Source organism: Lacticaseibacillus thailandensis DSM 22698 = JCM 13996, from assembly GCF_001312865.1.
In the GTDB taxonomy this organism is placed as follows: Bacteria; Bacillota; Bacilli; order Lactobacillales; family Lactobacillaceae; genus Lacticaseibacillus; species Lacticaseibacillus thailandensis.
Map to the genome: position 1 here is coordinate 140,940 of NZ_BBER01000002.1, position 13,138 is coordinate 154,077.

Consider the following 13,138-nt stretch of genomic DNA (forward strand, 5'->3'; position numbering starts at 1 on the left):
GTGTTGGCCAGTCCCATGGGTACTGTTGGGGTAGGAGCGCGTAGTACTAATAATATAGTAGAAAGTGGCACCCAATGGCGGTCGGTATCCGTGCTAATTACCCAACTGCCGCCGCTGGACCGCTGTTGGCAGGTAATGGTGTTAGTGGTATTCTAACCACAAGCACTAACAAAAAGTAACGGTATCCGGACAAAGGGGGATGTAACCATTGGCAGACAAAGATGATGAGGCGTTGCGGCGCCGGTTGACGCCCGAACAGTACGCGGTGACGCAGGAGGCCGCGACTGAACGCCCGTTTAGCGGCCAGTACGACGACTTTTACCAAGCGGGTATTTACGTGGACGTTGTGAGTGGCGAGCCGCTGTTTTCTTCGCAGGATAAGTATGATGCGGGCTGTGGCTGGCCGTCATTTACGCGGCCAATTACCAAATTGGCTGAGCACCGGGACCAGAGCTTCGGCATGGAGCGGACGGAGGTGCGGAGCAAAAGCGCCGGGTCGCACCTCGGCCACGTCTTTTCGGATGGGCCGGCCGCGGCGGGTGGCCTGCGGTATTGTATTAACTCCGCAGCGTTGCGGTTTATCCCCGTGGCGGACCTTGAGGCGGCAGGTTATGGCGAGTACCGGCAACTATTTCAATAAACAGGTGACATTAGGCCGCCACGACTTGACGTTCGTGGCGGCTTGTTTTACTTTTAAAAAGGAAACGATTTCATAGAATCGAGGTTAGCAATATGCATAAAGTACAATTAGGCAATAGTAACTACCAGGCATCCGCCGTAGCGTTAGGCGTGATGCGGATGAACGCGTTGTCTGTACCCGAGGCGGCGACCGTGCTGGACACCATCAAGGACGTGGGCATCAACTACATTGATTCTGCGGACATTTATGGTGCTGGTGACTCCGAGCGGGTCCTGGGCCAGGCACTCAAGCGTGCGGGCGCTAACCGCAACGACTTTTTCATCCAGTCGAAGGTCGGAATTGTTCAAAGCAAAGGTGACTCCCCGTTAGGCGCGGCTCCGTATGGTGGGCGTTACGACTTCTCGAAGCGTCACATTCTCGAGGCCGTTGATGGCGTCCTCGAGCGTCTGCAAATTGACTACTTGGACGCATTGTTGCTACACCGGCCCGACCCACTGATGGAAATCGATGAGGTTGCCGCGGCGTTTGATGAACTGTTGGCTAGCGGCAAGGTGCGCCACTTTGGGGTATCAAACTTCAACCCACGGCAGGTCGACTTGTTGCAGTCGGTAGTGAACCAGAAGTTACTGATCAACCAGCTACAGTTTGGTGTGATGCACACGGGTCCGATTACGTTCGGGATGCACACGAACATGACGGATGACGGCAGTATCAACCGTGATGGCGGTGTGATCGAATACTCACGGTTGCACAAGATGACGATTCAGACGTGGTCACCATTCCAGTACGGTCAGATTGAGGGTACGTTCATTAACAACCCGGCCTTCCCGGAGGTCAACCGGGTTCTGGACGTGGCCGCTAAGAAGCACGGTGTATCGAAGAATGCGATTGCCACGGCATGGATTCTGCGGCACCCGGCCCACATGCAGGTCATTATCGGGACGATGAATCCGGATCACATCCGCGACAGTGCGGCTGGTGCGGACGTCGACCTGACCCGGCAGGAGTGGTACGACATTTACTACGCTGCTGGGAATGATATGCCGTAATGGTTTGCGGTTAGGCGTGATTTGGTAAAATATAGCTTCCCCAGAAGGACGCGTGGCGGTCTTCGGCGGGTGGCTATTTTTTTTGCCAATTTGGCGGGCGGGCAACATTAATTAGAACTTACGCTACTTGCGCTTGGGCCTGGGTTCGTGGTGGGTTGAATATCACTAGCACTGTTTACCCTCAGTGGTCGGTTGGGGGGTGTGGAACCCGCCGTGCACCCAAGCTGGGCCCGTCAGCCGCAGTCCCACTACCAGCTGCAGATTCTGCTCTCCTAATCTTGTCCCCAATCATGCGCCGGATTAGAATGGGGTTATGTAACAGACACCAGGGTTGGCGCCCTGGTGTTACTTAACTTTGGGGGTAACCGCATGACCGACATTCAGCTAATTGCATCTGATATGGACCACACGTTGTTGGAGGAGGATGGCAGCGTGCCCACCGGCCTCTTTGACCGGATTCGTGCCCTTCGTGAGCACGGCGTGGAATTCGCCGCGGTGAGCGGACGCTCCATTGCCACCCTACAGGGACTCTTCGCTCCCGTACGCAAAGCGGTGACGTTGGTCGGCGACAATGGGGCCGTAATTGAGCGGGGCAGTCGGCGGGTGTACACCAACGCCCTGCCGACGGCGACCCAGCAGCACTTAGTTGTGCATGCCCAGCGGCAGCGCGCGGGGGTGCCCATCCTGTCAGGCGTGGACGCAGGTACATCGATGCGCGGGATCGGCGCTACATTGCCCAGTTGGGTAACTTTTTCAACGCCGTGCGCGTGGTGCCCCACCTTGAACAGTTCCAGCAGGATGTGACCAAGTTCACGGCCTTCTATCCGGATGGGGATGCGTACGACCGGGTGGAGAAGGAGTTTGACCGGCCCTTTGGTAGTGACCTCTCCGTGACCGTCGGCGGCGTCCACTTTGTTGACGTGATGAATCCCGACGTGGACAAAGGGGCGGCGATTCGCCAGATCGGGTCGGCGTACGGCATTCCGACCGCCCACATGATGCGTTCGGTGACGGCGCCAACGATGTACCGATGTTACGGACGGTGAAGTACAGCTACCACGTGCTCAACGCCCTGCCGCCCGCTGCTGCGGCGGCGCGCTTTACCACGGCGTCCAACCGACGCCACGGGGTTTTGCGGATCATTGATAAAGTCTTAGCGGACATTATTTAGGGGGCGAGCAGTTGACCTACTTATACTTGGTGCGCCACGGCCAGACCGTCGTGAACACAGAGGGGCGCTTTAATGGCGGTGGGGTGGACGGCCCACTGACCGCCAAGGGTGTGGCGGGGGCGCAAGCCGTCCACACGTTGCTACAAGGCATCCACTTTGACCGCATTGTTAGTTCGCCGTTGCCCCGAGCGGTCGCGACGGCACGGCTAGTGACGGCGGCCGACGCGCCAATTGAACTCGACGACCGCCTGCGCGAGATGAGTCTCGGCGATTGGGACGGCCAGCTGTTGGCGCCGTGGATGGATGACCCCGAGTTCATTAATTACCGCCACCACATGGAACACTGGAATTACCGGGCGGTGCACGCGGAGGGTTACCAGGCATTGCTGCGGCGCACGCGCGCGGCCTTCAACGATCTGGCTGTGTCGGTAGGACCAACGGGCCGGGCGTTGGTCGTCAGCCACGGTATCGTCTTGACGGTGACCGCCAACGTGCTGACTGGCGTGCCGCTGGACCACGCTCGGGATACCGGTGAGGTGGCCAATACCAGCGTCACGGTGTTGCGGACGGATGGGCAGACTTGGACCAAAGCAGCGTGGAACGTGAAACCGGGTGCGGGCCAACCGCTCAACTTCTAACTAATTATCGACCAGGGGTCACCGTAGTGGGTGGCCCCTTTTTGCGTCCCAAAAGGCCGCTAATCTGCTAGTCAGCGGCCTGAATGTGACGATATAATCAAATTAGCCTTACTCGGCAAAGTTACCTAGTGGTGTGCGTGGTTGGCCCATGGGGGTTCCCTCCTGGGCGGTGATTCGCGCCTTAACAAAGGTGAGGGTGCTGCCGCTGTGGATTGCGGCCAGCCGGCGTATCATCAGGTCATCGGGCCCCTGTGTACCGGTGCGTAGGTGGTCAAACCACGTGTGCATGTCTTCCGAGTACAGGTTGGCGCTGATTGACGATAGGTGGTTATAACCCAGCGCCAGGCGGTGGCGTAGGTCCGTTTCGTTACCAGTGTAAATGGGCCAGTCATTACCCATTAGCTGACGAATGGCGGGTACGCGTTCAGGGTCACCCGCTTCTTTGAGGCCCACCACTTGCGGCGAACGGACAAGTTGCCGCAAGGTGGTTAGCTCCAGGTTGAAGCCCGTACGGTGCGGGTCGTTGGCGAGAATGGTGGGACGCTGGGCGGCGGCCATGATGGCACGGACGTAGTTAGCCGCCTCCTGTTGCGTGGGCAGAATGTACGGTGGCAAGCCGAGCAAGATCCCGCTGATACGCGGTTGGGCAGCAACGGTGGTGGCGAGGGCGACGGCTTCACGTTGCTGGATGCTAGCAACACCAAAGATGATTTCGAGGTCGTCGGGGAATGACGCATTATTAACGGCCACCGCGAGGGCCTGCTTTTCGGCCAGGGTCAGACTATGCTGCTCACCGGTGGCGCCGCTGACCAGCACGCTGCGAATCCCGTGGTGAGCGAGGTACTGGATGTGCGCAATGGTGGCGTCCACGTTCAGGGACTCGTCGTCGTTAAAGGCGGTGGGAACCGCCGCCTGGAACGGTTGTAATGTAGTCATGGGCATGTCCTTCTATTGTTATGATTGCGCCAGCGCGGTTAACTCCTCCGGCTGGTAGTTGCCAGTTTTCAGCCAATTCAACTCCACGCCATAAGGTGGGTGCATGTGGCGCTTGTCCGGCCCGACGTATGGGGTCTCGAGAATTTTCGGAATATCCGTGAGTTGGGGATGGTGGACGATGGCGTAGAGCGCGTCGAAGCCAATGGTACCAGCCCCAATATTGGCGTGGCGGTCTTTATGGCTGCCACGAGGATTCTTGGAATCGTTGACGTGAATAATGCTCAGTTTGTCGAGCCCCACCACGTGGTCGAATTCGTTGAGGACGCCGTCAAAGTCGTCGCGCACGTTGTAACCCGCGTCACTCATGTGGCAGGTGTCCATGGTGACCATGACTTTATCGTTATTCGTGACGCGGTCCAGAATGGCAGCAAGTTCCTCAAAGGTGCGGCCGACCTCCGTGCCTTTGCCAGCCATGGTTTCCAGCGCAATGGTGACGTGCTGGTCCGCCGTAATGATCTCGTTGAGTCCGCGCGCAATTTGGGCGATGGCCGCGTCGGCGCCGGCCCCCACGTGTGCACCGGGATGGAACGGCATGCTGTAGGCGTGGAGGGCCTCGGCACGGGCGACTTCGGCCCGCATAAATTCAACGGCAAAGTCGTAGTTGCCCGGTTTCTTGGTGTTGCCGAGGTTGACGATGTACGGCGCGTGGATTACCAGGTGGCTGAGGCCAGCCGTCTTCATGGCGGCCAGGCCCTCGGAAATCCGCATGGCACTCACGTCCTTGCGGCGGGTGTTTTGGGGCGCACCGATATAGAACTGTAGCGTCGTCGCCCCATAACTGACGGCTTCCGCGACCGCACCGGGGAACATTGCTTTGCCCGACATACTGACGTTTGCACCAATTAACATACTGTCTTCCTCCTCGTCTTGGCTACTGGCCTTAGTGTAGCACAGGCGTTAGTTGGTGGTGCGAATCTGGGGTTGGCAACCAAGAAGCAACCAAACCTGGTAGAATGACGGTAGGTACGAACGAATAGGGAGGTACAGACGGGATGGAGTACATTATCGGGGTGGACATCGGGACAACGAGCACGAAGGTGATTCTGTATGACGACCACGGCACCCAACTAGCCCGGGCCAACAACGGCTACCAGCTATACCAGGATGCGGCTGGCATGGCCGAAGAAGATCCTGACGCCATTTACCAAGCGGTGCTCACGGGTATCGCTACCGTCGTGGGTGCGGGTGGCATCGCGCCTACCGCCATTGCGGGACTATCGTTCTCCGCGGCGATGCATAGCTCCTGTTGGTGGACGCCCACCTGCAACCGTTGACACGATTGATGACCTGGCTGATACCCGGGCCCGCGGCGCCGTTGCCACCATCCAGCGGACTATTGCCAGCACCGACTTCTTTGCCCATGTCCCCATCCCCGCGCACCCGATGACGCCGCTAGCCAAACTTATGTGGCTGCACCACCGGCGGCCCGACTTGCTCCAGCAGGCCCACTACGTACTGGGCATCAAGGAGTACATACTGGCCCGGCTGACTGGCCAACTGGTTGAGGATTACTCGATTGCTAGTGCCACCGGACTGATGGACGTGCGCAGTTTGTCCTGGTACCCAGCTGCGCTGAGTTTAGCCGGGGTGCGTTTGGACCAATTACCGCCGTTGGTGGATACCGGCTACCAGCTGCACGGTTTGACCCCAGCCGCAGTCCAAGCCACAGGACTATCGCCGCAGGTCACGGTGGTGGTGGGCGCCAGCGATGGGGTGTTGAGCAATCTGGGCCTCGGTGCCATCAACCCCGGGGCGGCCGCCATCAACATCGGCACATCCGGCGCCGTCCGGGTCATGACTGACCGGCCGCTGGTGGCACCACATCATGACCTGTTTACCTACTACCTGGCGCCGCACCAGTGGGTGGTTGGCGGTGCCACGAGCAACGGTGGTAACGTGTTGCAATGGCTCCAAACCGCCCTCTTCCCGCAGTTGCCCGGCGCGGCCGCACAGGTTGGTAGCACCAGTACCGCAACGTTATTGCGGGCGTTGGCGAACATTCCCGCTGGTGCCGCCGGACTACTGTTTGTGCCGTACCTGCACGGTGCCCGCGCCCCTTTATGGGACGCCAACGCGCGGGCGGCGTTCCATGGGCTTAACGCTGAGCACTCCCGACTACACATGGCCCGGGCGGCGTTAGAGGGGGTTGCGTACAACCTCAAACGGGTGCTGGCCACCGTCATTAACGTGACGGGCCCGGTGACCACGGTGGCTGCGGCTGGCGGCTTTGCACGCAGCCCGTTATGGTGTGGAATTCTGGCCAGCGTCCTGGACGGACCGTTAGCCATTCCACAGGGCGTCGACAGTTCGGCCCGCGGTGCCGCCATGTTGGGGTTGCGTAGCCTTGGTGTGACCACCCAGCCGCTGATCGATAACTTACAACAACATTTCCAGATGGTGCCACCACAGTCTGCGGACGTGGCGGTTTACGCGCAACTGTACCCGCTATGGTGCCAATTGGTGGACCAAACGCGGGCCGTGGACGATCAGTTGGCGACTTTCCAGACCCTCCATGCCGGCAAAGCCGGTGCGGGCGATTATCACGGGCAATAAACACTGCATGGGTAACAAAAAAAACGGTGTACCGCTAGGGTACACCGCTTTTTGTATGCAAATCTGGCCTTAGGCGTTTTCCTTTGCTACTGGCCGCCAGATGCCGAGAATCAAACCAGCAACGACCGCACCGACAACCAAGGAAACGAGAAAGCCGAGCTTCTGGTTGGTCAGGCTAACGCCACGATCCCACCATGAGGAGCAGGAACATTGACCTTGAACAGTTGAGTCAGCGCACCAGCAATGGCTGAACCAATAACGGAACTACCAATGATGTGTACTGGGTCGGTCGCAGCAAACGGAATGGCACCTTCAGTGATGAAGGTCAGACCCAACGCGTAGTTGGAGAGGCCGGACTGACGTTCCTGTTCCGTGAACTTCTTGGGGAAGAACGTGGAAGCCAGGGCGATGGCCAGTGGTGGAATCATGCCCCCAACCATGACGGCAGCCATCCAGCGGCCATCCGTGTAGTTGGATGCGGAGTAGATCCCGATGGCGAAGGTGTAAGCGGCCTTGTTGAAGGGGCCACCCATGTCGATACTCATCATCGCGGCGAGGATGGTGCCGACCAGCACGGCGTTACCAGTGCCCATGGATTCCAGGGCACCGATCAGCGCACCGTTAATGGCGGCAAAGATCGGGTTGACGATGAAGAACATAATCAAGCCCATAATGGCGAGTCCAATCACCGGATAGATCAGGATGGTCTTCATCCCGTCCAGGTTGTGTGGCATGCCGGCAAACAGCTTCTTCAGACCGACGACCATCCAGCCGGCAACGAACCCGGCGACCAGGCCACCCAGGAAACCAGCGGGGTTCTGGGCCTTAACGAAGGAAGCGGCGGTCAACGTGGCCATCCAGCCACCGACGAACCCAGGCATCAGGGCGGGGCGGTCACCAATCGATACGGCAATGTAAGCGGCCAGGACTGGGACCAAGAAACTAAAGGCGTAGTTCCCCAGGTTGTTCGTGAACGTGAACAGCCCGGAGTGAGCACCAGCGTAACGTTCAAAGATGAAGGAAATGGCCATGATGATACCACCACCAACAACGAATGGCAGCATGTTCGAAACACCGTTCATCAGGTCTTTGTAGATGCGGTTCCAGAGGGAGCCAGTTTCTTCCTCGTCTTCGGCGCCACCAGCACCGTTACCGTGGAAGATGGGGCCTTCGTCGTGCAAAGTCGTGGTGATCAATTCTTCCGGCTTCTTGATCCCATCGATTACGGGGTGGTTGATCAGGTGTTTGCCGTCAAAGCGGTCCATGTCGACCTTCTTATCGGCAGCAATGATGACCCCCTGCGCGCGGGCAATATCGTCGGCGGTCAGCTTGTGCTTGACCCCCTCAGAACCGTTGGTCTCGACCTTGATGTCGACGCCCATTTTTTTCGGCTTGTTCCTTCAGCGCGGCTTCGGCCATGTAGGTGTGGGCGATGCCAGTGGGGCAAGCCGTGACGGCAACGATGAACGGCTTAGTGCCGGTGGTTGCGGTCTGGGTGCTTGCCTGTGGGGCGGCCTGGTCGGCATTGGTGGATGCGTCAGACTGAGCGTTTTCCGCTGCCTCTTTGGCTTCCTTAGCTTCCTGCGCTGCACTGAACAAGTTGACGACGTCGTCTGGCGTCTTGGCGGTCTTCAACTGAGCAACCAGTTGCAGGTTGATCAGCAGGGAGGACAAGGCGGCGAGGGCGGCCAGGTGCGTGTTGTCGGCGCCTTCCGGGGCGGCAATCATGAAGAACAGGTGGACCGGTTGACCGTCGAGGGCGTTGAAGTCGATCCCAGCGTCACTCTTAGCAAAGAGGACCGTGGCCCGCGTAACGGCTTTGTCCTTCGCGTGGGGCATGGCGATTCCGTCACCGATCCCGGTGGTGGACTCACCCTCACGCTTGCGGATATCCTTGGCGTACAATTCGGCGTCGGTAATGATTCCCTGCTCGGCGTACTTGGCGACCATCTCGTCGATGGCTTCCTCCTTCGTCGTGGCTTTGAGGTTCATAATCATGACGTCTTTTAATAGTAATTCGCGAATGTCCATGATATTTACTCCAATCCGTATGTTCTACAATGCTTCGATGCTGACGGTGGCCAGCACAGCGTCAATCTTTTCTTTATCGGCGAGGTCCGTGGAGAACGCGGTGGCGCTTCCGCAGGCGATCGCGGTTTTGAAACTGGTTAAGGCTTCGTGGGTCTGGGCAAAGGTGCCGGTAAAGCCGGCCAACATGCTGTCGCCCGCACCCACGGAGTTTTTAACTTCACCCTTCGGTACGGTGCCGTGCCAAGCATGATCCTTGGTGATCATCAACGCACCGGCGCCGGCCATGGATACCAACACGTGTTGGGCACCCATTTCCAGCAGGCGGCGACCACGTTCCACCACCTCGTCCAGGTCGGTGTACTCGGCGTCGTCAAAGAGGGCGGCGAGTTCGTGGTGGTTCGGTTTGACGACCAGTGGGTGCTCCGGCAGGGTGTCTAGTAGTGCCTGACCCGTAGTGTCGATCACGAAGTCGGCACCGTGTTGGTGAATTAGCGGGATCAGGTCGCGGTAGAACGAGTCACCCAAGCTTGAGGAATGCTACCCGCCATGACGACCACGTCGCCGGGCTGGAGGGCGTCAAACTTAGCTTTGAAGGCGGCCACGTTGTCGTCGGTAATTGTTGGGCCCGCGGCGTTGAGTTCGGTTTCGCTTTCAGCTTTGAGTTTCACGTTGATGCGCGTGTCGCCGGCGGCTGGGGCAAAGTCGGTGTGTAGCCCTAACTGGTGCAGGCTATTGGTTAGGTATTCGCCGGTGGCGCCACCATTGAAGCCCCAAGCGGTGGTCGGAATATCGAGCGCCTGCAGGATACGGGAGACGTTAATGCCCTTGCCCCCCGGCAGCTTGACGGCGCTGGCCAACCGGTTCACGGCCCCCAACTCGAGGTGGGGCAGGCCGATGACGTAATCGATGGCCGGGTTTAGTGTCACTGAGTAAATCAATTGCTGTACCTCTTTCTATTACTGGCGGACAGTCGTGGCGCGTAGCGAATCCACAATGTTGCGGCATTCGTTGTACGGACTGTTCAGGGTCTCAATATCTGTGGTAATGATCGTGTTGGCGCGCAACCCCACGATTTGGCTAAAGCTGGCCTGGTCGAACTTACTGTGGTCAGCCAGGATGAACGTGTCCACCGCGTGGTCGATGGCCAGGCGCTTGATGGCCGCTTCCTCCGGGTCCGGCGTGGTCACCCCGTAGTCGGGATGAATGCCGTTGGCCCCGATAAAGGCGATGTTGAAGCGGAAACGTTGTAACTGTTGCGCCGCTTCCGCCCCGATAACGGCCTTGGTGGTCGGCGAGGAGGGAAGCATTATCAACCCCCGGGGTGACCACGGTAATGTCCGGTACGTCATGGAGCAACGGCACCAAGTGCGCGGTAGTCGTGCCGGCGTCGAGGAAAATCAGGTCGCCTGCTTTGACTGCCGTCACCGCCGCCCGGGCGATTTGCGCCTTGGCGTTGGTGTTTTGGTTTGCCTTCACGCGGACGGTGGGTTCATCGCGTAACCCGCCGCGACGTTTGGCGCCACCGTGGATCCGTTCGAGTAAGCCTCGCTCTCGAGGTCGGCCAGGTCCCGGCGGACGGTCGACGGCGACGTGTTCATGTCGGTGCACAGGTTCTGTACCGAAGCCATGCCGTCGCGATCAAGCACGTGTAGGATGTGGCGTTTGCGTTCGTCTGTAAGCACTTTCATCACCTTCCGACATTTATTATACACGCTAAACGGTCATTAGCAACCATAAACGCGCAAAAACATGCAAAAATTGGATGGACCAATTGTCAAATGCCGGTATTATCGGCTTTACGACGTAAAAAAAATTGACCATTATGCCGAATCCTAGCTAATTTGCGGGGTGATTGACGCGGCATTTTGGTCAAATGATCCGCAACGTGCGCACTTTTGGCGGGTCGAGCGTCCCAGCCATATCGAAAAAAATTCTAAATAGTGCTGTATTTATCACCCACGTGGACTTATAATCTATTTAGAAAGATATCTAAATAGTTAGGAGGCGAGTCCGGGTGGCGATGACAGAAACGTTAAAGGCGATTGCCGATCCGGTACGGCGGAAAATTTTGGAGCTATTAAAGCAGCAATCCTATTCTGCCGGGGCGATTGCCGATCACTTTGACCTTAGCCAGGCGACGGTCTCATACCACCTCAAGCTGTTGAAGCAGGCCGGTCTCGTGGCGGAACGGCGGGAGAAAAATTTTATCTACTATGATATTAACGCCAGTGTTTTTGAGGACGTGCTGACGTGGATCTACTCAATGGGAGGACATCGCGATGAAAAGGGCTAGCAAAATCATTCCGTTTAGTTTTGTGGTGATCTGGGCACCGGTACTGTATGGTTGGTCGCAGTACACTGAGCTACCCAGCCGGATGGCGACACACTGGGGTGTCAACAACACGCCGAACGGGTGGCTACCCAAAGCGGTGGCCATTTATGGTATTCCGGTACTGATGACGGTGCTGCAGTTGATCGTCGTCGGGGCTTCACGGCTAAGCGCCCAGCGCAAAGGGGCGGTGTCGCGCTTCGAACGGATGTGTTATGCCATTATCCCGCTAATGATGGTGGTGTTATACTTTGCGACCATCCAGGCCAACCTCGGGCGTACTGTCGATATCCGTCGGGTGGCCATCCTGGTGGTAGCCTTGCTGTTTATGGGGATGGGTAACTTTTTGCCCACCGTGCCGGCAGGGTCCAACACCACTTTGAACGGGATGCGCACCGCCGCTGCTAATCCGCACACCTGGCCGCGGGTGGCCCGGCGGTTGGGGTATACCATGGTCGGTGGCGGGGTGGTTTTGCTGGCGAGTCTTTTAACGCCGCCTATGGGTTCGGTGGTGGCCCTAGTTGTTGCCATTGTGGCGCTACTCGGCGTCACCTGGTGGGGCTACCGGGTGTCAACCGAGGATAATTGATGGTGAATTCAAAAATAGAGCGGAGCAACCCTCACGCGTGCTTGCGACCCGCGGAGTGCTGCTCGCTACCAAAAAGGAGCGTACCCAGACGAAACTGGGTACGCTCCTTTGTATGCATGCTGCGTTTAGCTGTCTTCGCCGATACTCCGAATTTCCGCAAAGGTCAGGAGCAACCATAACCGCAGGCTACTGTGCTGAATTGAACCTTTCGGGGTGATGCGGGCCATGATCAGGTGTGCGGGACCACTTTGCGGTTGGTAATACACGGCCACGTCGTCGCCATCGCTGGTGGACCACAGGTAGGGGATGGTGTTGGTAGTGTTGATGAATTCGTAGACCCGCAACGTGGTGCGAGCCGCCAGGAAGCGGCGGATACCCTGATCATCATACCCGGTAAACTGATGCCCCGACGCGCCACTGTGGTGACACCGTTGGGCGGTGAGGTCCTTCCACAACACCCGGTCGGCGTCGGATAGGTTAGCAATCACCTGTGGTACGGGCAGCGCGTCATTCGGTTGGGAGTAGGTCATCGCGATGCGGCCGTTGATCCGCAATATCTGTGCAAGCACCACCGTGTCGGGGTGTTGTTGAATATTTGCTGCCACACGGTGCGAGCGGAAGGTCCGGATGCCCAGCCGAACTAGCTCCAGTACGCTCAGACCCAGTAGTGCTGCCCACGGCCAAAACAGGACGATGTTGCCCGCCCAGAACGCCGGGGTGGTGAGTTGGTACCAGTACAGGACCCGTAGTGTGGGGTCCGATAGGTAGACAAAAAGGCTGAGCAGCGCCAACAACGCCGCGGTGACCCACAGAATATCGAGCACCGTAGCCCAGATGTTCGCTGACCGCATCGTGGCGCGCACAGTGCGCGTACGGGTCAATTGGTGCTTTAACTGCGCAATGAGTTGTGCTGACGTCCTTGCCATGCGGATTAGCCTCCAGAAGTGCAAAAAAAAGATTGCACACGTTGCTGTTATTATATCAAAGCTGAGCGCTGGTGGGGTAATGATTGGGGATGAATGCCCTTACGCGACACCATTTAGCCACAAGTGGTGTGTAAATGCTCGACCTGCAGCACACTGATCAGTTGATTCTGACTGCACGCAAAAACCACCAGCCTGGGGGTAACCAGAGTGGTGGTG

General features: G+C 58.1%; 12 protein-coding genes and 4 pseudogenes. 9 read left to right on the forward strand and 7 right to left on the reverse strand.

All coding sequences use genetic code 11. The features are described 5' to 3' along the window. Positions 1-208: 208 nt before the first annotated feature. The 5 genes and pseudogenes from msrB to JCM13996_RS04255 all read left to right on the forward strand — a co-directional run bounded on the left by msrB (position 209) and on the right by JCM13996_RS04255 (position 3,498). Positions 209-640, forward strand: a complete 432-nt coding sequence (msrB, locus tag JCM13996_RS04235) for a peptide-methionine (R)-S-oxide reductase MsrB (protein ID WP_054749885.1) — start codon at positions 209-211, stop codon at positions 638-640. Between the two features lie 92 nt (positions 641-732). Beyond that, positions 733-1,689, forward strand: coding sequence for an aldo/keto reductase (locus JCM13996_RS04240; protein ID WP_054749887.1), 957 nt, complete (start codon positions 733-735; stop codon positions 1,687-1,689). Positions 1,690-2,058: 369 nt separating this feature from the next. Then, the gene (locus JCM13996_RS04245) at positions 2,059-2,493 is read left to right on the forward strand and encodes an HAD family hydrolase (protein ID WP_054749890.1); all 435 of its coding nucleotides are present in this window, start codon (positions 2,059-2,061) and stop codon (positions 2,491-2,493) included. Beyond that, positions 2,490-2,860, forward strand: a pseudogene (locus tag JCM13996_RS04250) (HAD hydrolase family protein). Before JCM13996_RS04245 ends, JCM13996_RS04250 begins: the two are co-directional and overlap by 4 nt. A gap of 11 nt (positions 2,861-2,871) precedes the next feature. Further along, complete coding sequence (locus JCM13996_RS04255) at positions 2,872-3,498, forward strand: histidine phosphatase family protein (RefSeq protein WP_054749895.1); 627 nt, start codon at positions 2,872-2,874, stop codon at positions 3,496-3,498. A gap of 108 nt (positions 3,499-3,606) precedes the next feature. Here JCM13996_RS04255 and JCM13996_RS04260 read toward each other — a convergent pair whose 3' ends face one another. Both JCM13996_RS04260 and JCM13996_RS04265 read right to left on the reverse strand, forming a co-directional pair. Then, a complete protein-coding gene (locus tag JCM13996_RS04260) occupies positions 3,607-4,434 on the reverse strand; it encodes a dihydrodipicolinate synthase family protein (RefSeq protein WP_054749897.1) in 828 nt (275 codons plus the stop codon). Between the two features lie 18 nt (positions 4,435-4,452). Further along, a complete protein-coding gene (locus JCM13996_RS04265; RefSeq protein ID WP_054749900.1) occupies positions 4,453-5,343 on the reverse strand; it encodes a deoxyribonuclease IV in 891 nt (296 codons plus the stop codon). Positions 5,344-5,486: 143 nt separating this feature from the next. Between JCM13996_RS04265 and JCM13996_RS12340 the strand changes: the two genes are divergently transcribed. Both JCM13996_RS12340 and JCM13996_RS12345 read left to right on the forward strand, forming a co-directional pair. Continuing rightward, positions 5,487-5,768 (forward strand): FGGY family carbohydrate kinase, encoded by a 282-nt coding sequence (locus JCM13996_RS12340; RefSeq protein ID WP_054749902.1) that lies wholly within the window; start codon positions 5,487-5,489, stop codon positions 5,766-5,768. Continuing rightward, positions 5,701-7,047, forward strand: a complete 1,347-nt coding sequence (locus JCM13996_RS12345; protein WP_162205184.1) for a gluconokinase — start codon at positions 5,701-5,703, stop codon at positions 7,045-7,047. The genes JCM13996_RS12340 and JCM13996_RS12345 overlap by 68 nt, the downstream gene beginning before the upstream one ends. Before the next feature lie 69 nt (positions 7,048-7,116). On the opposite strand, the pseudogene JCM13996_RS04280 reads toward JCM13996_RS12345, so the two are convergent. The 4 genes and pseudogenes from JCM13996_RS04280 to JCM13996_RS11610 form a co-directional block, all read right to left on the reverse strand. Beyond that, a pseudogene (locus JCM13996_RS04280) lies at positions 7,117-9,078 on the reverse strand (PTS fructose transporter subunit IIABC). Between the two features lie 24 nt (positions 9,079-9,102). Next, positions 9,103-10,016: pseudogene (pfkB, locus tag JCM13996_RS04285) on the reverse strand (1-phosphofructokinase). An 18-nt stretch (positions 10,017-10,034) separates the two neighbouring features. Then, a pseudogene (locus JCM13996_RS11600) lies at positions 10,035-10,554 on the reverse strand (DeoR/GlpR family DNA-binding transcription regulator). Further along, positions 10,551-10,790: a DeoR family transcriptional regulator gene (locus JCM13996_RS11610; RefSeq protein ID WP_225353460.1), complete on the reverse strand. Its 240-nt coding sequence runs from the start codon at positions 10,788-10,790 to the stop codon at positions 10,551-10,553. Before JCM13996_RS11610 ends, JCM13996_RS11600 begins: the two are co-directional and overlap by 4 nt. Positions 10,791-11,092: 302 nt before the next feature. Between JCM13996_RS11610 and JCM13996_RS04295 the strand changes: the two genes are divergently transcribed. Both JCM13996_RS04295 and JCM13996_RS04300 read left to right on the forward strand, forming a co-directional pair. Continuing rightward, positions 11,093-11,371 (forward strand): autorepressor SdpR family transcription factor, encoded by a 279-nt coding sequence (locus JCM13996_RS04295; protein ID WP_054749905.1) that lies wholly within the window; start codon positions 11,093-11,095, stop codon positions 11,369-11,371. Further along, a complete protein-coding gene (locus JCM13996_RS04300; protein ID WP_054749907.1) occupies positions 11,358-11,996 on the forward strand; it encodes a DUF1648 domain-containing protein in 639 nt (212 codons plus the stop codon). The genes JCM13996_RS04295 and JCM13996_RS04300 overlap by 14 nt, the downstream gene beginning before the upstream one ends. A 125-nt stretch (positions 11,997-12,121) precedes the next feature. Here JCM13996_RS04300 and JCM13996_RS04305 read toward each other — a convergent pair whose 3' ends face one another. Continuing rightward, a complete protein-coding gene (locus JCM13996_RS04305) occupies positions 12,122-12,922 on the reverse strand; it encodes a hypothetical protein (RefSeq protein ID WP_054749909.1) in 801 nt (266 codons plus the stop codon). Positions 12,923-13,138 lie beyond the last annotated feature (216 nt).